This window comes from Pseudonocardia sp. EV170527-09, from assembly GCF_008369905.1.
GTDB lineage: Bacteria > Actinomycetota > Actinomycetes > Mycobacteriales > Pseudonocardiaceae > Pseudonocardia.
This window is the reverse complement of sequence record NZ_VRMC01000106.1, coordinates 1-18199: the sequence shown is the minus strand read 5'-3', so window position 1 is coordinate 18199 and position 18199 is coordinate 1. Positions and strand designations below refer to the sequence as shown.

Sequence of the window (18199 nt, the reverse complement as noted above, 5' to 3'; positions counted from 1 at the left end):
GTCGGCCATCCCCGCCGGCCCCTCGGCCCGGTAGCGGTCGGACCACTTCTTGGCGGTCCGCGCGGAGACCATGAACATTGTCGCGGCCGCGGTGTGGGTCCAGCCGTGCTCGACGACGAGTTGAGCGAGCCGCAGCCGGGCGCGCGGGGTCAGAGCGGCGTTAGCGTGGGACACGAAGGCCTCCGGTGGGTGAAGCGGTTCCTAGACAGCTCCACTTCACAACCGGAGGCCTTCGTCTGTCAGCCAGACTCACCGCCCCCGGACGGGACAACCTCCCTGGACATCACATCTAGGCTCCCGACATGAGCGGCACCGACCCCGCCGACCGGCCCGGACCGGACGAGCCGGCGCGGCCGGACGTGCCCGGGGCGGCCGGGGCGACGCCGTCGTGGCAGGGCGCCCCGGGGTTCTCCGGGGTGGCCCCGGGGTCGTCCGGCCCGGTGGAGGTCCCGCCCCACGCCCCGCTGCCCGGGGCGCCGCCGTACCCACCGGGCACGGAGCCGGAGCGGGCCGCGGTCGCCGACCGGTCCCCGGAGCTCCCGGGCGTCGCCACCGTCCTCCCCCGCTGCGTGGCCGCGACCACCGGCTGGGTCGCGGTGGCGCTGCTGCTGGCCCTGGTCACCGGGGTCGGGTCGTGGCCGCTGCGCGGGCTCGCGCTGCTCGTGCCGTGGGGGCTCGCCGCCCTCGCGCTGGTGTTCCCGGCCCGGCGCGGGGTCGGCCCCGGCGGGCTGGTGGCGCTGGCGTTCGCCCCGTTCTGGCTGGTCCACGCCGTCCTGGTCGGTCTGCTCGGCTGGTGAGACCGGCCCGGTGCGGCCCGGCCGTCGTCCGGCGACCCCCTCTCCCGAATGGCGCCGGGGCGCTGCGTCACGCCATGATGTCGATCACCCACTCCCCGCAGAGGAGGTCCTGGTGGCCGATCACGACCCGCAGGTGCTGCCGATGGCCGACGTCGCCGATCGGTGGGTGGTGCGATGCGACTGCGGGTGCGGGCTCCTCACCCAGTACGCCTCCCGGGACGAGGCCGAGGACGCTGCGGCGCAGGCCCGGGAGGAGGCCGGCCCCCCGACCGCGCGGGAGCAGGCGATCGAGGAGGTCGTCGAGGACGACGGCGAGCGGGCCCCCGAGCGGATCTGACCGTCGTGGCCCCGGGCGGGATCAGTCCCGGCGCCGCGAGGTGATCACACCGGTGTCGAAGCCGGCCAGGTGCAGCCCGCCGGCGAAGCGCGCGTGCTCCACCTTGAGGCACCGGTCCATCACCACGGTCAGGCCCGCGGCCTCCGCGCGACGGGCCAGCTCCTCGTCGAACAGGCCGAACTGGAGCCAGAACGTCGACGGCGTCGGGTCCAGGGCGAGGACCTCGTCGAGCACCCCGTCGAGGTCCTCGGGACGGCGGAAGACGTCGACCAGATCCGGCACCACCGGCAGGTCCGCGAGCGAGGGGTACACCGGGCGCCCGAGGATCTCCGGCGCGTTCGGGTTGACGAAGTACACCTCGAAGCCGGTCGAGGCCAGCAGGTAGGTGGCGACGAAGTTGCTGGCCCGGGCCGGGTTCGGGCTCGCCCCGACGACGGCGACGGTGCGGGTGTCGCGCAGGATCTGCTGGCGCCGCCACGCGGGCGGGTTCTCCCAGGTCACGAGCTCTCCTTCTGCGAGGCGGCCAGCGCCTGGTCGAGGTCCCAGACGATGTCGTCCGGGTCCTCCAGACCGACCGAGATCCGGATCATGTCCTCGGGGACGCCTGCGTGCTCCAGCTGCTCGGTGGTCAGCTGCTGGTGGGTGGTGGATCCGGGGTGCAGGACGAGGGTCCGGGCGTCGCCGACGTTGGCGAGATGGCTGCACAGCTGCACCGCCTCGATGAACCGCGCCCCGGCCGCCCGGCCGCCGCGCACCCCGAACGCGAACACCGCGCCGGGGCCGCCGGGCAGGTAGCGCTTGGCCCGCTCGTGGTGGCGGTGCGACGGTAGCCCGGGGTAGGTCACGTACTCCACCCGCGGGTCCGCCTCGAGCCACTCGGCGACCTTCTGCGCGTTCGCCACGTGCGCCTCCATCCGCTGCGGCAGCGTCTCGACGCCCTGCATCAGCAGGAACGCCGAGTGCGCCGACAGCGTGGCGCCGACGTCGCGCAGCTGCTCGGCACGCAGCTTGGTGAGGAAACCGAGTTCCTGGAAGTTGCCCCACCAGGTGAGCCCGCCGTAGGACGGGACCGGCTCGGTCATCCCGGGGAAGCGGCCGTTGCCCCAGTCGAAGCGGCCGGACTCGATCACCACGCCGCCGAGGGTGGTGCCGTGCCCGCCGAGGAACTTCGTCACCGAGTGGATCACGATGTCCGCGCCGTGCTCCAGCGGCCGGCACAGGTACGGCGTCGCCAGTGTCGCGTCGATGATCAGCGGGAGCCCGGCCGCGTGGGCGACCTCGGCGAGCCCGGCGATGTCGGCGACCTCGCCACCCGGGTTGGACACGACCTCGGCGAACACGAACTTGGTGTTGGCGCGGATCGCGGCGGCGTAGTCGGCCGGGTCGGTGCCCGGCACGAAGGTCGTGTCGACGCCGAAGCGGCGCAGCGTCACGTCGAGCTGGGTGATGGTGCCGCCGTAGAGCCCGGCCGCGGCGACGGCGTGGTCCCCCGCCCCGGCGAGCGCGGCGAAGGTGAGGAACTCGGCGGCCTGCCCGCTGGCCGTGCACACCGCCCCGATGCCACCGTCCAGGCTGGCCAGGCGCTCCTCCAGCGCCGACACCGTCGGGTTGGCGATCCGGGAGTAGATCAGCCCGTACTTCTGCAGCGCGAACAGCGCCGCGGCGTCGTCGGTGTCGCGGAAGACGTAGCTGGTCGTCTGGTGGATGGGGACCGCCCGGGAACCGGTCGCGGCGTCCGGCACCGTCCCCGCGTGCACCGCCCGGGTGCGGAAGCCCCAGGCCCGATCCGGTCGGTCGCCGCGCGGTCCCGACGGTTCGCTCGCAAGCTCGCTCACGCCCCCATCCTCCCCCGCCTACAGATGGTCGCGCAGGAAGGCCCGCACCCGCTCCGTCGCGTCCGTCGCCGAGGGCTCGTGGTACTCCGCATGCAACGGTGTCCGGCGTGCCACCGCACCCTTCGCACCCGGCGTGCGCGTCATGAACGAGTGCCCGGCCTCGGGGTAGACGACGACGTCGTGCGGGATCCCCCGCTCCGCCAGGTCCGCCTCCAGACGCTGCGGGTACCCGTCGGCGAACTGCAGGTCCCGCCCGCCGAAGCTCGCGACGACCGGACAGACCGGTTCCACCGCGACACCCGCGCGACCGTAGAACGGCACCGCGACCCGGTACAGGCCGGTCTGGGACAGCAGCAACGCGAACCCGCCGCCCATGCAGAACCCCATGACACCGATCCGGTCGGCGTCGACGGTGGGCTGGTCGGCCAGCCAGCGCCGGGCGGACTCGCAGTCGCCGAGCGCGGCGCCGCGGCCGGTGGCCATCGTCGCCAGTGTCGAGGCGATGCACAGCGGCTTCACCCGGCCGCGGGCGAAAACAGGTCCGGGATCAGGACGGTGTAGCCCTCGCGGGCCAGCTCGCGGGCGATCCGGCGCATCTCCGGGGTCATCCCGAAGATCTCGTAGATCATCACGATGGTGGGGCCGGGGGTGTCGGTCTCGGGGCGGGCCAGGAAACCGGGGAGCCTCCCGCCGTTGACGCTGGTCAGCGAGACCTCGGACTCGACGGTCACGGGCGGGGGTCCTTCCGGTCGCGGGGGACCCGGACGAGCCCCTCCTGCATGGTGGTGGCGACCAGACGGCCGTCGGCGGTGAAGAAGCGGCCGCTGGCCAGGCCGCGACCACCGGAGGCGGCCGGCGAGAAGCACGAGTAGAGCAGCCACTCGTCGGCACGGAACGGCGCGTGGAACCACATCGCGTGGTCCAGGCTCGCCATCTGCAACCCGGTGCGGGGCACGTCGTGGCGGGCGACGACCGAGCCGAGCAGGGTCAGGTCGCTGGCGTAGGTGAGCAGGCAGACGTGCAGCAGCGGGTCGTCGGGCAGCTCGCCGTCGGCGCGCAGCCACAGCCGCATCGGGTCGTCGGACGGGCCGGTGTGGTCCTGCGACCAGGACGGCTCGTCGATCAGCCGGATGTCCAGCGGGCGGGGCAGGCCGGCCATCCAGCCGCCGTCGCCGCGGGCGGCACGCGTGCCGAGGTCGTCGACCGCCTCCGGGACGGGGACGTCCGAGGGCATCGGCTGGGAGTGCTCCAGGCCGTTCTGCGGCAGCTGGAACGACGCCGACAGCGAGAAGATCGGCTCGCCGCGCTGGATGGCGAGCACCCGGCGGGTGGTGAACGACCGGCCGTCGCGGACCCGCTCGGTCTCGTAGACGATCGGGATGCTCGGGTCCCCGGGGCGGATGAAGTAGGCGTGCAGCGAATGCACGTGGCGGTCGGCGGACACGGTCCGCCCGGCCGCGACGAGCGCCTGGCCGGCCACCTGGCCGCCGAACACCCGCGGCAGCGAGACCGGTGGGCTCACACCGCGGAAGAGGTTGTCCTCCAGGCGCTCCAGGTCGAGCAGCGCGACCAGGTCGTCGAGGACGGCCTGGCCGCGCGGTTCACCGTCGGCTGCGGTCGCGGGCACGGTCTCGGGTGCGGGTACGGGGTCGGCACTCACGCCCGGGAGTATGCCCGGCGCCGGTCAGGCGTGGTCGTCCTCGCCCAGCCGGTGGACCCGGATGAGGTTGGTCGAGCCGACCGTGGAGGGCGGCGAACCCGCGACGACGACCACGAGGTCCCCCGGCTTGAACCGGCCGATGGACAGGATCGCGTGGTCGACCTGGCGGATCATCGCGTCGGTCGAGTCGACCCGGTCGACCAGGAACGTCTCGACGCCCCAGGTCATCGCGAGCTGGCTGCGGACCGCGGGCTCCGGGGTGAACGCCAGCAGCGGGAGCCGGGTGTGCAGCCGGGCCAGGCGCCGCACGGTGTCCCCGGACTGGGAGAACGCGACCAGCGCGCGGGCGGAGAGCCGCTCGCCGATGTCGCGGGCGGCGTAGGACAGCACGCCGCGCTTGGTGCGGGGCACGTGGTTGAGCGGCGGCACGTCGGCCGGGCCCGCCTCGACGGCCTCGACGATCTCGGCCATCGTCCGCACGGTCTTGATCGGGTAGCGGCCGACGCTGGTCTCGCCGGACAGCATCACGGCGTCGGTGCCGTCCAGGACGGCGTTCGCGACGTCGGAGGCCTCGGCGCGGGTCGGGCGCGAGCTGGTGATCATCGAGTCCAGCATCTGGGTGGCGACGATGACCGGCTTGGCGTTCTCCCGCGCGATCTGCACGGCGCGCTTCTGCACCAGCGGCACGTTCTGCAGCGGGAGCTCGACGCCCAGGTCGCCGCGGGCGACCATGATGCCGTCGAAGGCGAGCACGACGGCCTCGAGGTTGTCGACGGCCTCGGGCTTCTCCAGCTTCGCGATCACCGGGACCCGACCGGCGCCGGTGTTGTCCATGATCTTGTGAACGAGGTCGATGTCGGCGGGGCTGCGCACGAACGACAGCGCGACGACGTCGACCCGCAGCGACATCGCGAACTCCAGGTCCGCGACGTCCTTGTCCGACAGGGCGGGCACCGAGATGTTCATCCCGGGCAGCGACAGGCCCTTGTTGTCCGAGACGGGGCCGCCCTCGGTGACCCGGCAGACCACGTCGTTGCCGTCGATGGCGACGACCCGCAGGCCGACCTTGCCGTCGTCGACGAGCATCCGGTCGTCGACCTGGGCGTCCTGGGCGAGGCCCTTGTAGGTGGTGGAGACCCGGTCGTGGGTGCCGGGCACGTCGTCGACCGTGATCCGCACCTCCTCGCCGGTCGCCCACTCGGTGGGCCCGTCGGTGAAACGGCCGAGCCGGATCTTCGGGCCCTGCAGGTCGGCGAGGATGCCGACGGCGCGCCCGGTCGAGTCGGCGGCGTCGCGGACCATCTCGTAGACGCGCTTGTGGTCGGCGCGGTCCCCGTGGCTGAAGTTGAGCCGGGCCACGTCCATGCCCGCTTCCACGAGGTCACGGATCCGGTCCGGGGTCGCCGTGGCCGGTCCGATGGTGCAGACGATCTTGGTTCGACGTGTCACGGCTATCAGGGTAGCGGTGTCTGGAACGATCAGGACGACGGGAACCCGGCCTGTCGGTGTCCGGTTCGACGGTGTTCATCCGGAGGATCGGCGGTGGAGCAGACTGGGGGCGTGCGCGTCCAGCCGTTCGTCCTGTCGGTCCTGTTGAGCCTGGTCATCCTGTTCACCCCGGCGTCCGGGGTCCCGACGGCACCTCCGGGCACCGACAAGCTCGTCCACCTGCTGCTGTTCGCGCTGCTGGCGTGGACCGGGCGGGCAGCCGGGATCCGGGTGTGGCCGCTGCTGGGCGGGCTGGTCGCCTACGCGGTGGCCTTGGAGGTCGCGCAGGCGCTACTGCCGATCGGGCGCAGCGGGGACGTCCTCGACGCGCTCGTCGACGTCGCCGGGGCGGCGCTCGGGCTGGGGCTGACCGTGCTGGTGGCCCGCCGGCGACCGGGCCGCGAGACGTCGTCGCGGCTCTGAGGCGGGCCGGCCTCTTCCGCCGACGGTCCTGCACCGATGCCGCGGGCGCGCCGGGCCCCACGGCCGCGGCGCCGGGTCAGCGCCGCGGGAGCTCGCTGGGGCCGACGTGGTCGTCGAGCCACTCGGTGACCGGGCGGGTCGCCCGCCACACCCTGCGGACCCGGTCACGGGCCCGCGGGCCGTGCAGCACGTCGTCCGGCGGCCAGTGCCGCGCCACGTAGAGCCCCTTGTGCCGCAGCAGGTCCAGCCGCGGGTGGTCCGGGTCGGTGCCGCGCGGCCGGGTCTTCAGGGTCGCGCCGTCGACGGTGAGCCCGGCGGCGCGGGCGGTGTCGAGGCGGGCCCGCAGGTCCTCGCCGCGGCGCTCGTCGTCGACGCTCTCGCGGTAGCGGGCCAGCTGGTCGGGCGCCAGGTGGTAGTAGCCGCCGGCCGCGAGCATCCCGTCCGCGGACACCTCGACGTAGAACGGCTCGGCGAAGCCGCCGCAGTGGGTCTTGTACGGGGTCTTGTCCGCGGCGAAGCGCACGTCGCGGTAGGGGCGGAACACCTTCCCCGCCCCGAACTCCGGTTCGAGGTCGGCGAGCAACGCCAGCATCGGGCCGCGGACGTCGTTCTCGTAGACCGCACGCTGGTCGGTCCAGTACGCACGGGAGTTGTCGGCGAGCAGGCCGTCGTAGAACTCGACGGCGCCCTCGCCGAAGCCCGCGAACGCGCTCACGCGTCCTCGCGCTCCTGGGGTCTGCCCTGCTGCCCGGGCCCGACGGTGTCCGCAGGCTCGGGGGCGACGTACTCCTCGCGGCCGCGACGGGCGAACGCGACGTAGAGCACGGCTCCGATGAACACCACCGCCGCGACGACGACGTTGATCCGGACGTCGCCGAACACCCGCGTCGCCGGGTCGGTGCGCATGAGCTCGATGAAGAACCGGCCGAGCGTGTAGCCCGCGACGTACAGGCCGAAGACCCTGCCGTGGCCGAGCCGGAACCGGCGGTCGGCCAGCACGATCAGCGCGGCGACGACGAGGTTCCACAGCAGCTCGTAGAGGAAGGTGGGGTGCACGACCGCGATCGGCGTCGGGTCGAGTGCCACGCCGCCGAGCGGGTCGTCCAGCCCGGTCGCGGGGTCGACCCGCCGGTAGATCTCCAGCCCCCAGGGCAGGGTGGTCGGGCCGCCGTAGAGCTCCTGGTTGAACCAGTTCCCGAGTCGCCCGATGGCCTGGGCGACGATGATGCCGGGTGCCACCGCGTCGGCGAACAGCGGCAGCGGGACGCCGTGCCGGCGGCAGCCGATCCAGGCCCCGACCCCGCCGAGCGCGATGGCGCCCCAGATGCCGAGCCCGCCGTTCCAGATCTCCAGCGCCCCCCACGGGTTGCCGCCGGGGCCGAAGTAGGTCCGCCAGTCGGTGGCGACGTGGTAGAGCCGCCCGCCGAGCAGGCCGAACGGCACCGCCCACACCGCGACGTCGAGCACCGTCCCGGCCCGCCCGCCGCGCGCCTGCAGCCGGCGCTCGCCCCACCACAGGGCGACCGCGATGCCGGCGATGATGCACAGCGCGTACGCCCGGATCGGGATCGGGCCGAGATGCCAGACTCCCCGGTCCGGGCTGGGGATCGACGCCGGGAGCGCGCCGGGCAGTGCGGTGGGCAGTGCGGTGGCGAGCGTGACGAGCACCGATCAGCCGCCGTTCCGGCTGCAGGACGGGTGGAACCCGGCCGCGACCAGACCCCGGACCGCGGCAGCCGGGTCCCCGCTGGTCACCAGACCCTCGCCGACCAGCACCGCATCGGCGCCCCACCCCGCGTAGGTCAGCAGGTCACCGGGGCCGCGGACGCCGGACTCGGCGACCTTGAGCACGTGCGACGGCAGGCCGGGCGCGATCTCCCCGAAGACCGACCGGTTCACCTCGAGGGTGTGCAGGTTGCGGGCGTTGACACCGATCAGCGTGGCGCCGGCCTCCAGGGCGCGGTCGCACTCCTCCTCGGTGTGCACCTCCACCAGCGGGGTCATCCCGAGGGACTCGATGCGGTCCAGCAGCGAGGCGAGCACCGGCTGTTCCAGCGCGGCGACGATCAGCAGCACGACGTCCGCGCCGTGCGCACGGGCCTCGTGCACCTGGTAGGGCGTGACGACGAAGTCCTTGCGCAGCAGCGGGGTGTCGACCCGGGCGCGGACGGCGTCGAGGTCGGCCAGGGAACCGCCGAACCGGCGCTGCTCGGTGAGCACGCTGATCACCCGCGCACCGTTGGCGGAGTAGGCCTCGGCGAGGTCGGCCGGGTCGGGGATGTCGGCGAGCGACCCCTTCGACGGGCTGGCCCGCTTCACCTCGGCGATGACGCCGACGCCCGGCTCACGCAGGGCCGCCATCGCGTCCCGCGGCGGCGGCGCGGCCGCGGCCCGCCGCTTGATCTCGGCGAGATCGACGACGCTCTCGCGCACGGCGAGATCCTCCCGGACCCCGTCCACGATGGCCTCGAGGACACTGGGTACGCGACCCGGAGTCCCGTTCGGGTGTCCGGTCGTACCGGCAGTGCCCGTAGTGCTCACAGGACCGACTCCTCCTCCGCTCGCGCGTCGCCCGGACGTCGAGGTCATGCTAGTTCTCCCCCTCACGCGGACCGACGGTCGGGTCGCCGCCGGCGTCGAGCCGTTCCCAGGCCGCCCGGTCGGGGTCGGTCGGTGTCGTGGCCGCCCGTGTCCCCGGTGCGGCGTAGCGGGCACCGAGCCGCGGCAGCCGCGGCTCGCGCACCACCAGCAGCACCGCGGCGGCGAGTGCGACGACCCCGCCGGCGACCGCCAGCCAGGGCCACGGCGTCGCCGAGACCGCGCCGGAGCCCGCCGGGGCGTTCGGGGCGGTCAGCCCGGAGCGCGCCGAGGCCAGCTCCACCGCCGACGGCGGCACGGCGACCAGCCGCAGGGTCAGCACCACCGCGGCCACCCCGGCGAGCCCGACCAGCACACCGAGCACCCGGCGCGCGATCCCCGACAGCGCGACCAGCGCGGCGACCGCCGCGACCAGCAGCGCGGCGACCGCGGTGACCACGGGTTGCAGCTGCGCGCCGGTGGCGCCGAGCTCGACGGTGCCGCGGGTGGCGGTGGGCACCTCCAGCACGAACCAGTCGGCGGACCCGGCGCCCCACAGGGCCCCGGCGCCGAGCAGCAGGCCGAGCACGGTCAGGCCGAGCGCCCGCCGGTCGGTGCGGTGCGGTGCGGGCGCGGCGACCCCGTCGTCGCCGGGCGCCGTCACGCGCTGCCCGGGACGGGCGGCGGTGCCAGCGGGGCCGACAGCGAGCCGGCCGCGGCGACGGCCGAGAGCACCGCCCGGGCCTTGTTCAGGCACTCCATGTCCTCCGCGGCCGGGTCGGAGTCGGCGACGATCCCGCCGCCCGCCTGCACGTAGGCGGTCCCGTTGCGGATCATCGCGGTGCGGATGGCGATCGCGGTGTCGGCGTTGCCCGCGAAGTCGAGGTAGCCGACGATCCCGCCGTACTGGCCGCGCCGGGTCGGCTCCAGCCGGTCGATGACCTGCATGGCCCGCACCTTCGGCGCCCCGGACAGGGTGCCGGCGGGGAAGCAGGCGACGACGGCGTCGAACGCGGTGCGGTCGCGCCGCAGCAGCCCGGACACCGTCGACACCAGGTGCATGACGTGGCTGTAGCGCTCGATCTCGAAGAAGTTCCGCACGGTCACCGTGCCGGGCTCGCACACCCGGCCCAGGTCGTTGCGTCCGAGGTCGACGAGCATCAGGTGCTCGGCGCGCTCCTTCTCGTCGCCGCGCAGCTCCTTCTCCAGGAGCTGGTCCTCCTCGTCGGTCGCGCCGCGCCAGCGGGTGCCCGCGATGGGGTGCGTGGTGGCGCGCCCGTCGAGCACACTGACCAGCGCCTCCGGGCTGGAACCCACGATCGAGAACGGCGGCCCGCCCGCGGCGTCGTCGAGGCGCAGCAGGTACATGTACGGGCTCGGGTTCGTGGTGCGCAGGATCCGGTAGACCTCGAGCGGGTCGGCGTCGCACTCCATCTCGAAGCGCTGCGACAGCACGATCTGGAAGGCCTCACCGGCGCGGATCTGCTCCTTGGCGTCCTCGATCGCGGCGTGGTGCTGCTCGGGGGTGCGCCGGCGGAGGAACTCCGGGCGGGTCGGGGTGTACACCGCGACCGAACTCGGCGACGGGACCGCGAGCTCGCCGGTCATCCGGTCCAGCCGGGCGACCGCGTCGTCGTAGGCCTGGTCGACGCGGTCGTCGGTGGCGTCCCAGTTGATCGCGTTCGCGATCAGGGTGACGGTGCCCTCGTGGTGGTCGAGCGCCGCCAGGTCGGTGGCCAGCAGCATGACCAGCTCGGGCAGCGCCAGGTCGTCGACGGCCGGGTCGTCCGGGTCGGCGATGCGCTCGACGCGGCGGACGATGTCGTAGCCGAGGTAGCCGACCATGCCGCCGGTCAGCGGCGGCAGCCCGGGCAGCGGCTCGGAGTGCAGCTCGGTGACCACGGTGCGCAGCGCCTCGAGCGGGTCCCCGGTGGTGGGCAGGCCGTCGGGGACCTCACCGGTCCAGACCAGCTCGCCGTCGACGGCGGTGAGCGCGGCGGCGCTGCGCGCCCCGACGAACGACCACCGCGACCAGGACCGGCCGTTCTCCGCGGACTCCAGCAGGAACGTGCCGGACCGCCCACCGGCCAGCTTGCGGTACACCCCGACCGGGGTCTCGTCGTCGGCCAGCAGCCGTCGGGTCACCGGGATGACCCGGTGCGCACGCGCCAGCTCCCGGAACTCCTCGCGGGTGGGGCTCACCGTGCCCAGGGCTGCGGCTGCGGGAACCGCGGGGGCGGGGGCGCCCGTCGTCGTCGCGCCACCGGATGCGTTCTGGGTCCGCTGGGTCATGCGACTCATTGTCCCCGAGCAGTGACGACCGCCCTCGCGCGGGTGAGGATGGGACGCATGACCGAACCGAGCGCCACCGCACCCCCGGACCCGGGGGCGGCGCCCCGGCGTCGTGGCCGCCGGTCCGGCGGTGCCGACACCCGCGCCGGGCTGCTGGCCGCCGCCCGCGTCGAGTTCGCCGACCGCGGCTTCGACGGCGCCACGGTCCGCCGGATCGCCGAGCGCGCCGGGGTCGACCCGGCGATGGTCAACCACTGGTTCGGCGGCAAGGAGAAGCTGTTCCTCGCCGCGCTCGACCTGCCGCTCGAGCCCGCGCAGGTCCGCGAGCACCTGGTGAGCGGTCCCGGCGACACCGTCGGCGAGCGGATCGTGCGCACCTTCCTCACCGTGTGGGACACCGGCGGCGGCTCCCCGATGGCGGCGGTGCTGCGCAGCGTCGCGGGGCACGAGGCCGCGGCCCGGATGCTGCGCGAGTTCATCGGCAAGGCGATCCTGGTGCCGGTCACCCGCGTCCACTCCCCCGACCGGCCCGACGAGCGGGGCGCGCTCGTCGCCGCCCAGCTGATCGGGCTCGCCATGATCCGCTACGTGGTGCACCTGGAGCCGCTGGCCTCGGCGCCCCCCGAGGACCTCGTCGCCGCGGTCGGGCCGACCGTGCAGCGCTACCTGACCGGGAACCTGGGGTCGACGAACCCCGAGGAGTAGGCGGCGACGACGGCCTGGGTCCGGTTCCGCGACCCGGTCTTCGCGAGCACCCCCGCCACACGGGTCGTCACCGTCTCCAACCCGAGCACCAGCTCGGCGGCGATCTCGGCGTCGGACAGGCCACGCGCCATCAGCCGCAGCACCTCGCCCTCGCGGGCGGTGAGCCCGGCGCCGGCGAGACGGTCGCCGTCGCCCGCGACGAACCCGGCCACGAGCTCGCCAGCAGGGCGGCCGGGGCCGCACGACCGCACACTGGGGTCATGGTCGATCTGTCCGCCCGGCTGCCCGGCGCCGTCGCCGACCGGCTCGAGGCGCTTCGCTCGCGGGTCGGGTCGGCGGTGTTCAGCCGGGTCGCCGGCGACGAGGGATCCGGCCGCCGTGCCCGCGTCCTCGGTGCCGAGGGCCCGCGCTGGTTCGCCGAGGACGCCGCGATCCGCACCGTGCACGGCGACGCGTCGATGTTCGTCGGCGGACTACGTGCGCTGCTGCTGCAGTCGCTGCATCCGCTGGCCATGGCGGGGGTCGCCGGGCACTCCGGGTTCCGCGGCGACCCGTGGGGACGGCTGCAGCGCACCTCGTACTTCCTGGCCGCGACGACGTTCGGGCCGGCCGAGGAGGCCGAGCGGGTGATCGCGCGGATCAGGCGGGCCCACGTGCACGTCCGCGGGACCGCGCCGGACGGGCGTCCCTACTCGGCGTCGGACCCGCACCTGCTGCGCTGGGTGCACATCGCCGAGATCGACAGCTTCCTCACCGCGCACGACCGCTACGGCGCCGCCCCGCTCGACGCCGCCGGACGCGACGCCTACGTCGCCGACACCGCACGCGTCGCCCGCGAGCTGGGGGTGCCCGACCCGCCGGAGTCCGTCGCCGAGCTGCACGCCCAGCTCGCCGCCTACCGGCCCGAGCTGGCCGGGACCCCGGAGGCCCGCGACGCGGCCCGGTTCCTGCTGTGGGAGCCGCCGCTGCCGCTGTCCGCCCGGCTGCCCTACGGCGTGCTCGCGGCCGCGTCGGTCGGTCTGATGCCGCGCTGGACGCGGCTGCCGCTGCGGCTGCCCTGGCTGCCCGTGGCCGAGGCGACCGTGGTGCGGGCCGGGGGGCACGCGATCACCGCTGGGATCCGGTGGGTCACCTCGGCACCCACCCAGCCGCCACCGACGCCGCCGGTGCACCCGTAGCGGTCAGACCCCGCCGTCGTCCCCGGCGGTGCTCATGCGCCGTCCCTGGCGAGCAGGACGTCGGTGCTCATGCGCCGTCCCTGGCGAGCAGGACGTCGGTGTCGAAGCAGGTCCGCGTCCCCGTGTGACAGGCCGGCCCCTCCTGGTCGACGACGACCAGCACCGCGTCGCCGTCGCAGTCCAGCCGCACCTCGTGCACGTGCTGCACGTGTCCCGAGGTGTCGCCCTTGACCCAGTACTCCTGGCGCGAGCGCGACCAGTAGGTCCCCCGGCCGGTGGTCAGGGTGCGGTGCAGCGCCTCGTCGTCCATCCAGCCGACCATCAGCACCTCACCGGCGCGGGACTGGACGACGGCGCAGACCAGCCCGTCGGCGTCGCGCTTGAGGCGGGCGGCGATCCCCGGGTCCAGCGCGGACTCGGCCGCCGTGAGACGGGTGCTCACCGGATCTCGACCCCCTCCGCGCGCAGCGCGTCCTTCACCTCACCGATCCGCAGCTGCCCGAAGTGGAACACGCTGGCGGCGAGCACGGCGTCCGCCCCGGCGCGCACGGCCGGCGCGAAGTGCTCGATCGCACCGGCACCGCCGGAGGCGATCACCGGGACGTCGACGACCTTGCGGACCGCGGTCAGCATCTCCAGGTCGAACCCGGCGCGGGTGCCGTCGGCGTCCATCGAGTTGAGCAGGATCTCCCCGACGCCGAGCTCCTGGCCGCGCTGCGCCCACTCGACGGCGTCGATCCCGGCGGAGCGGCGCCCGCCGTGCGTGGTGACCTCCCAGCCCGACGGCTGCGGCTGCTCCCCTTCGGGGACGCGGCGGGCGTCGACCGACAGCACGATGCACTGGCTGCCGAAACGCCGCGACATCTCGTGCAGCAGCGTGGGCCGGGCGATCGCGGCGGTGTTCACCGAGACCTTGTCCGCGCCCGCGCGGAGCATCCGGTCGACGTCGTCGGGGGTGCGGATGCCGCCACCGACGGTCAGCGGGATGAACACCTGCTCGGCGGTGCGACGCACCACGTCGATCATGGTGCCGCGCTCCGACGACGACGCGGTGACGTCGAGGAAGGTCAGCTCGTCGGCGCCCTCGGCGTCGTACACGCGGGCCATCTCGACCGGGTCGCCCGCGTCGCGGAGCTCCTTGAAGTTGACGCCCTTCACCACCCGCCCGGCGTCGACGTCCAGGCACGGGATGACACGGACCGCGACGCCCATCAGGCACCCACCGCGTTCACGGCCGCCAGGGCCTCGGGCAGGGTGAACCGGCCGGCGTAGAGCGCCTTGCCGATGATCGAGCCCTCGATGTTCACCCCGGTCGCGGCGACCTCGGCGAGCCGGGTCAGGTCGGCGACGTCGGAGATCCCGCCCGAGGCGATCACCGGGGCGGTGGTGGCCTGCGCTACCTCGGTGAGCAGCTCGACGTTCGGGCCCTGCAGGGTGCCGTCCTTGGAGACGTCGGTGACGATGTAGCGGGTGGCACCGTCGGCGTCGAGGCGGGCGAGGACCTCCCAGAGGTCGCCGCCGTCGGAGGTCCAGCCGCGGCCGGCGACCCGGCGCCTGCCGTCGATCACCTTGACGTCGAGGCCGATCGCGATCTTCTCGCCGTGCTCGGCGAGGACCTTCCGGCACCACTCGGGCTGCTCCAGCGCCGCGGTGCCGAGGTTGAGCCGGGCGGCGCCGGTGGACAGGGCGCGGTCCAGGGACTCGTCGTCGCGGATGCCGCCGGACAGCTCGACCCGCAGATCGAGCTTCCCGACCACCTCGGCCAGCAGCTCGGCGTTCGAGCCACGGCCGAACGCGGCGTCGAGGTCCACCAGGTGGACCCACTCGGCGCCGCCGGCCTGCCAGGTCATGGCCGCCTCCAGGGGCGAGCCGTAGCCGGTCTCGGTGCCGGCCTCGCCCTGCACCAGCCGGACGGCCTGCCCGTCGACGACGTCCACCGCGGGAAGCAACGTGAAGCTCACCGCGCCAGGGTATCCGCGCCGCTCGTGGCCCTCGGGGGTGGCCGAGGGGGACAGCATGCGTTCCGGGGAGTACGCGCCGGGCCGAGGCGCGTTCCGCGGAACGCCCGTGGCAGCGCGCGAGCACGGCCACACTCCCCGTCGTGGCTTTCCTCCGTGCCCGCACGCGCGCCGACCGGACCGCGCCCCGTGTCGAACCGCCGTTCCTGCCGTGGGCACCGGACCGGCGCGAGATCGCCGAGTACCGGAGGTGGAAGTACGGACCGCCCTCGTGGATCAGCGGGCTGATCTCCGTCGTGGTGATCGTCGTCGTCGGACGGGTCTGGCTGCAGGTCCAGGTCGAGCAGATCGACTTCGGGCCGGTCCGCGATCCGGCTCCTGTCGTCTCCGCGCCGGCCGCCCCGGCCACCGACATCAGCACGGCAGCGGGACTGACCCGCCTCGTCGACGACGTCCGCCGCGCTACCGGGAGCACGGTCGTCGACCGGCTCGCGGCGTACGGCGCGGACGGGGGAACCGTGCAGACGGCCGACCCCGGCCGACCCACCCACACCCGCACCTACGTCTGGAACTCCGACGACGGGTTGGGCGTGGTCACGACCGACCGACCGCTCGCCCGGGACCCGGCACAGCGCACCGTCGACCTCGACGACCTCGCACCGGGACCGGTCGCGGAGGTGGTCGCGCGGGCCCCGGACACCGTCGGTGTGCCCGCAGCGGAGTCCATCCGCCTGCTCGTCGCCGACCTCGGCAGCGGTCCCACCGTCGTGGTCACCTGCATCGGCCGCGACGGCCGCGTCGGCGAGCTGGAGGCCCGGCCCGACGGCGGCGGCGTCGTGGTGGGTATCAGGCCGTGACCGACCGCAGCCAGTTCTCCAGGACCGTGGCGCCGGCGTCGCCGGACTTCTCCGGGTGGAACTGGGTTGCCGACAGCGGCCCGTTCTCCACCGCGGCGACGACGTCCTCCCCGTGGTGGGTCCAGGTGACCTTCGGCGACGCGATCGCGTGCGAGGGCTCCAGGGTCCAGCGCCGCACGCCGAACGAGTGCACGAAGTAGAAGCGGGCGTCGGCGTCGAGCCCGGCGAACAGCGCGCTGTCCTGCGGGGTCCGGACGGTGTTCCAGCCCATGTGCGGCAGCACGTCGGCCTGGATCCGCTCGACCGTGCCGGGCCACTCGCCGCAGCCCTCGGTGTCCTCGTCGAACTCGACGCCGCGCTCGAACAGAACCTGCATGCCGACGCAGATCCCGAGGACCGGACGGCCGCCGGCCAGGCGACGCCCGATGATCTGCGGGCCGCGGACGGTGTGCAGGCCCCGCATGCACGCCGCGAAGGCGCCCACGCCGGGGACGACGAGACCGTCGGCCTCGGTCGCCGCGTCGAAGTCGGACGTCACGGTGACGTCCGCGCCGACGCGTTGCAGGGCGCGCTCGGCGGAGCGCAGGTTCCCGGAGCCGTAGTCGAGGACGACGATGCGTGCCACGACGACCAGGATAGTCGCCGTCCCGCCCGGGACCGGTGGCGCGGGGCGACAGCGCCGCGCGACTGCCACCCACCGCCCGTTCCGCATCCGCTCCGTCCGGAGGGACCCGATGACCCTGATCGACCTGCACTCCCACTTCCTCACCCCGTCCTACGTCGAGGCCGCCCGGTCGGCCGGGCACACCAGCCCCGACGGCATGCCGGGATGGCCGGACTGGGACCCGGCTCGCCACCTCGCGCTCATGGACGAGTGCGGGATCACCACGTCCCTGCTGTCCGTCTCCTCGCCGGGGACCCACTTCGGGGACGACCGGGCCGCCCGACGCCTGTCCCGCGAGGTGAACGAGGCCGGCGCATCCCTGCGCGCCGACCACCCGGACCGGTTCGGGCACCTCGCCTCGTTGCCGTTGCCCGACGTGGACGGAGCGCTGGCCGAGGCCGTCCACGCCCTCGACGAGCTCGGCAGCGACGGTGTGACCGTCGAGACCAACGCCCACGGCAGGTATCTCGGGGATCCCGCGTTCGCGCCCCTGTGGGCGGAGCTGGACCGGCGTCGGACGGTGGTGCTCGTCCATCCCACCTCGCCGCCGCACGCGGCGGAGCTGACCGCCGGTCGACCCCGACCGATGCTGGAGTTCGTGTTCGACACCGCCCGCACCTACACCGATCTCATGCTGTCCGGAACGCTCACCCGGTTCCCCGGTGTCCGGTGGATCACCACGCACTGCGGCGGTGCGCTGCCCGCCCTCGCCGACCGGATCGAGCTGTTCCGCACGGCGTTCGGCGACGGGGGCGCCCCGGTGCCCGACCAGCTGCGGTCCCTCTGGTTCGACACCGCCGGGACCCCGTTCCCGCACCAGGTCCCGGCCCTGGAGCGCACCGTCGGGGTGGAACGGCTGGTCTACGGCAGCGACTCGTGCTGGACGCCGGCCGCGGCCGTGCGCGCCCAGGTCGCCTCGCTCGACACCGCTCCCCCGGCCGCGGACGGCCGCGGCTGGCGCGAGCTGACCACCGCCAATGCGCGACGGCTCCTCGGATGACCTCGCGCTCTGCCGCCCGCCGGCAGCTCGGCGCCGGTCGACCTGCCGGCGGACGCCCCCGGCCACCGCCGGGTGCTGGCGGTGCTGGCCTGGCTGCGGTCGGCGGGCTGACACCCGCCCACGAGTGGCCCCGGACCCGGCGCCGCGCACCACCGAGCGCGCCGCGACAGCATGATCATCAGTACCTGAGCGCTGCCCCACCGGTGCGCGACAGCGCTCACGTGCTGATGATCATGTGCGGCGGGGGCCGGGGGTGCGGCCGGGGGGCCGTGGGGTTCGGCGTGGTGGGGCCCGGCGGTGGCGCGTCGCCGGTTCCGGGCTCCCTCCGGTGAACGCGGCGAGGCACGCGCTTGTCGACGACGGCCTGAGACTGACCCCCTGACGTCGGATTGGGATTGACCCCTTCTGGGCGACGCTGAGGGGGTGTT

General features: G+C 74.4%; 23 protein-coding genes and 1 pseudogene. 7 read left to right on the top strand and 17 right to left on the bottom strand.

The window, feature by feature from the left end:
* The coding region (locus FVA95_RS24440; RefSeq protein ID WP_149662471.1) for a leucine zipper domain-containing protein at positions 1-174 on the bottom strand (174 nt) is incomplete at its 3' end.
* A 128-nt stretch (positions 175-302) separates the two neighbouring features.
* Between FVA95_RS24440 and FVA95_RS24435 the strand changes: the two genes are divergently transcribed.
* Together FVA95_RS24435 and FVA95_RS24430 are read left to right on the top strand one after the other, a co-directional pair.
* Positions 303-797, top strand: a complete 495-nt coding sequence (locus tag FVA95_RS24435) for a hypothetical protein (RefSeq protein WP_149666238.1) — start codon at positions 303-305, stop codon at positions 795-797.
* 112 nt (positions 798-909) lie between these two features.
* Positions 910-1134, top strand: coding sequence for a hypothetical protein (locus FVA95_RS24430; protein WP_149666237.1), 225 nt, complete (start codon positions 910-912; stop codon positions 1132-1134).
* A 21-nt stretch (positions 1135-1155) separates the two neighbouring features.
* Here FVA95_RS24430 and FVA95_RS24425 read toward each other — a convergent pair whose 3' ends face one another.
* From FVA95_RS24425 to pyk, 6 genes are read right to left on the bottom strand one after another with little or no spacing between them, the layout of a single operon-like run.
* Positions 1156-1635, bottom strand: coding sequence for a CoA-binding protein (locus FVA95_RS24425; protein ID WP_149666236.1), 480 nt, complete (start codon positions 1633-1635; stop codon positions 1156-1158).
* The gene (locus FVA95_RS24420; RefSeq protein ID WP_149666235.1) at positions 1632-2969 is read right to left on the bottom strand and encodes an O-acetylhomoserine aminocarboxypropyltransferase/cysteine synthase family protein; all 1338 of its coding nucleotides are present in this window, start codon (positions 2967-2969) and stop codon (positions 1632-1634) included. Before FVA95_RS24420 ends, FVA95_RS24425 begins: the two co-directional genes overlap by 4 nt.
* 18 nt (positions 2970-2987) lie before the next feature.
* Complete coding sequence (locus tag FVA95_RS24415; protein ID WP_255474682.1) at positions 2988-3488, bottom strand: dienelactone hydrolase family protein; 501 nt, start codon at positions 3486-3488, stop codon at positions 2988-2990.
* Positions 3485-3700, bottom strand: a complete 216-nt coding sequence (locus FVA95_RS33550; RefSeq protein ID WP_161992422.1) for a dienelactone hydrolase family protein — start codon at positions 3698-3700, stop codon at positions 3485-3487. Before FVA95_RS33550 ends, FVA95_RS24415 begins: the two co-directional genes overlap by 4 nt.
* Complete coding sequence (locus tag FVA95_RS24405) at positions 3697-4629, bottom strand: acyl-CoA thioesterase II (protein ID WP_149666232.1); 933 nt, start codon at positions 4627-4629, stop codon at positions 3697-3699. Before FVA95_RS24405 ends, FVA95_RS33550 begins: the two co-directional genes overlap by 4 nt.
* Positions 4630-4653: 24 nt before the next feature.
* Complete coding sequence (gene pyk, locus FVA95_RS24400) at positions 4654-6078, bottom strand: pyruvate kinase (RefSeq protein WP_020627504.1); 1425 nt, start codon at positions 6076-6078, stop codon at positions 4654-4656.
* A 93-nt stretch (positions 6079-6171) separates the two neighbouring features.
* On the opposite strand from pyk, the gene FVA95_RS24395 reads away from it, so the two are divergent.
* A complete protein-coding gene (locus tag FVA95_RS24395) occupies positions 6172-6540 on the top strand; it encodes a VanZ family protein (protein ID WP_149666231.1) in 369 nt (122 codons plus the stop codon).
* A 76-nt stretch (positions 6541-6616) separates the two neighbouring features.
* On the opposite strand, the gene FVA95_RS24390 is transcribed toward FVA95_RS24395, so the two are convergent.
* Genes FVA95_RS24390 through FVA95_RS24370 form a run of 5 tightly spaced genes read right to left on the bottom strand, consistent with a single transcriptional unit; the run spans position 6617 to position 11409 of the window.
* Entirely contained in the window at positions 6617-7255 is a 639-nt protein-coding gene (locus FVA95_RS24390) for a DUF2461 domain-containing protein (protein WP_149666230.1), read from the bottom strand.
* Positions 7252-8208 carry a prolipoprotein diacylglyceryl transferase gene (lgt, locus tag FVA95_RS24385; RefSeq protein ID WP_368667358.1) on the bottom strand — a complete coding sequence of 319 codons (957 nt, stop codon included), beginning with the start codon at positions 8206-8208 and terminating at the stop codon, positions 7252-7254. The genes FVA95_RS24390 and lgt overlap by 4 nt, the downstream gene beginning before the upstream one ends.
* A gap of 3 nt (positions 8209-8211) precedes the next feature.
* Entirely contained in the window at positions 8212-9081 is an 870-nt protein-coding gene (gene trpC / locus FVA95_RS24380; RefSeq protein ID WP_255474681.1) for an indole-3-glycerol phosphate synthase TrpC, read from the bottom strand.
* 49 nt (positions 9082-9130) lie between these two features.
* A complete protein-coding gene (locus FVA95_RS24375) occupies positions 9131-9781 on the bottom strand; it encodes a Trp biosynthesis-associated membrane protein (RefSeq protein ID WP_161992421.1) in 651 nt (216 codons plus the stop codon).
* Positions 9778-11409: an anthranilate synthase component I gene (locus FVA95_RS24370; protein WP_240051704.1), complete on the bottom strand. Its 1632-nt coding sequence runs from the start codon at positions 11407-11409 to the stop codon at positions 9778-9780. The genes FVA95_RS24375 and FVA95_RS24370 overlap by 4 nt, the downstream gene beginning before the upstream one ends.
* A 57-nt stretch (positions 11410-11466) precedes the next feature.
* On the opposite strand from FVA95_RS24370, the gene FVA95_RS24365 reads away from it, so the two are divergent.
* A complete protein-coding gene (locus FVA95_RS24365) occupies positions 11467-12114 on the top strand; it encodes a TetR family transcriptional regulator (RefSeq protein ID WP_149666228.1) in 648 nt (215 codons plus the stop codon).
* Here the strand turns inward: FVA95_RS24365 and FVA95_RS24360 are convergent.
* Positions 12072-12302: pseudogene (locus FVA95_RS24360) on the bottom strand (response regulator transcription factor); the annotation flags it as partial. The gene FVA95_RS24365 and the pseudogene FVA95_RS24360 overlap by 43 nt on opposite strands.
* Positions 12303-12374: 72 nt before the next feature.
* Here FVA95_RS24360 and FVA95_RS24355 point away from each other — a divergent pair.
* Entirely contained in the window at positions 12375-13292 is a 918-nt protein-coding gene (locus FVA95_RS24355) for an oxygenase MpaB family protein (RefSeq protein ID WP_149666227.1), read from the top strand.
* A gap of 67 nt (positions 13293-13359) precedes the next feature.
* Here FVA95_RS24355 and hisI read toward each other — a convergent pair whose 3' ends face one another.
* From hisI to priA, 3 genes are read right to left on the bottom strand one after another with little or no spacing between them, the layout of a single operon-like run.
* Positions 13360-13734: a phosphoribosyl-AMP cyclohydrolase gene (gene hisI, locus FVA95_RS24350; protein ID WP_075305661.1), complete on the bottom strand. Its 375-nt coding sequence runs from the start codon at positions 13732-13734 to the stop codon at positions 13360-13362.
* Complete coding sequence (gene hisF / locus FVA95_RS24345; protein WP_149666226.1) at positions 13731-14504, bottom strand: imidazole glycerol phosphate synthase subunit HisF; 774 nt, start codon at positions 14502-14504, stop codon at positions 13731-13733. Before hisF ends, hisI begins: the two co-directional genes overlap by 4 nt.
* A complete protein-coding gene (gene priA / locus FVA95_RS24340; protein ID WP_149666225.1) occupies positions 14504-15253 on the bottom strand; it encodes a bifunctional 1-(5-phosphoribosyl)-5-((5-phosphoribosylamino)methylideneamino)imidazole-4-carboxamide isomerase/phosphoribosylanthranilate isomerase PriA in 750 nt (249 codons plus the stop codon). Before priA ends, hisF begins: the two co-directional genes overlap by 1 nt.
* 140 nt (positions 15254-15393) lie before the next feature.
* Between priA and FVA95_RS24335 the strand changes: the two genes are divergently transcribed.
* A complete protein-coding gene (locus tag FVA95_RS24335) occupies positions 15394-16107 on the top strand; it encodes a hypothetical protein (protein ID WP_149666224.1) in 714 nt (237 codons plus the stop codon).
* Here FVA95_RS24335 and hisH read toward each other — a convergent pair.
* Complete coding sequence (hisH, locus tag FVA95_RS24330) at positions 16097-16732, bottom strand: imidazole glycerol phosphate synthase subunit HisH (protein WP_193564412.1); 636 nt, start codon at positions 16730-16732, stop codon at positions 16097-16099. The two genes, FVA95_RS24335 and hisH, sit on opposite strands and share 11 nt — an antisense overlap.
* Positions 16733-16841: 109 nt before the next feature.
* Here hisH and FVA95_RS24325 point away from each other — a divergent pair, with 109 nt between their 5' ends.
* Positions 16842-17771, top strand: coding sequence for an amidohydrolase family protein (locus FVA95_RS24325; protein ID WP_149666223.1), 930 nt, complete (start codon positions 16842-16844; stop codon positions 17769-17771).
* Positions 17772-18199: the final 428 nt, after the last annotated feature.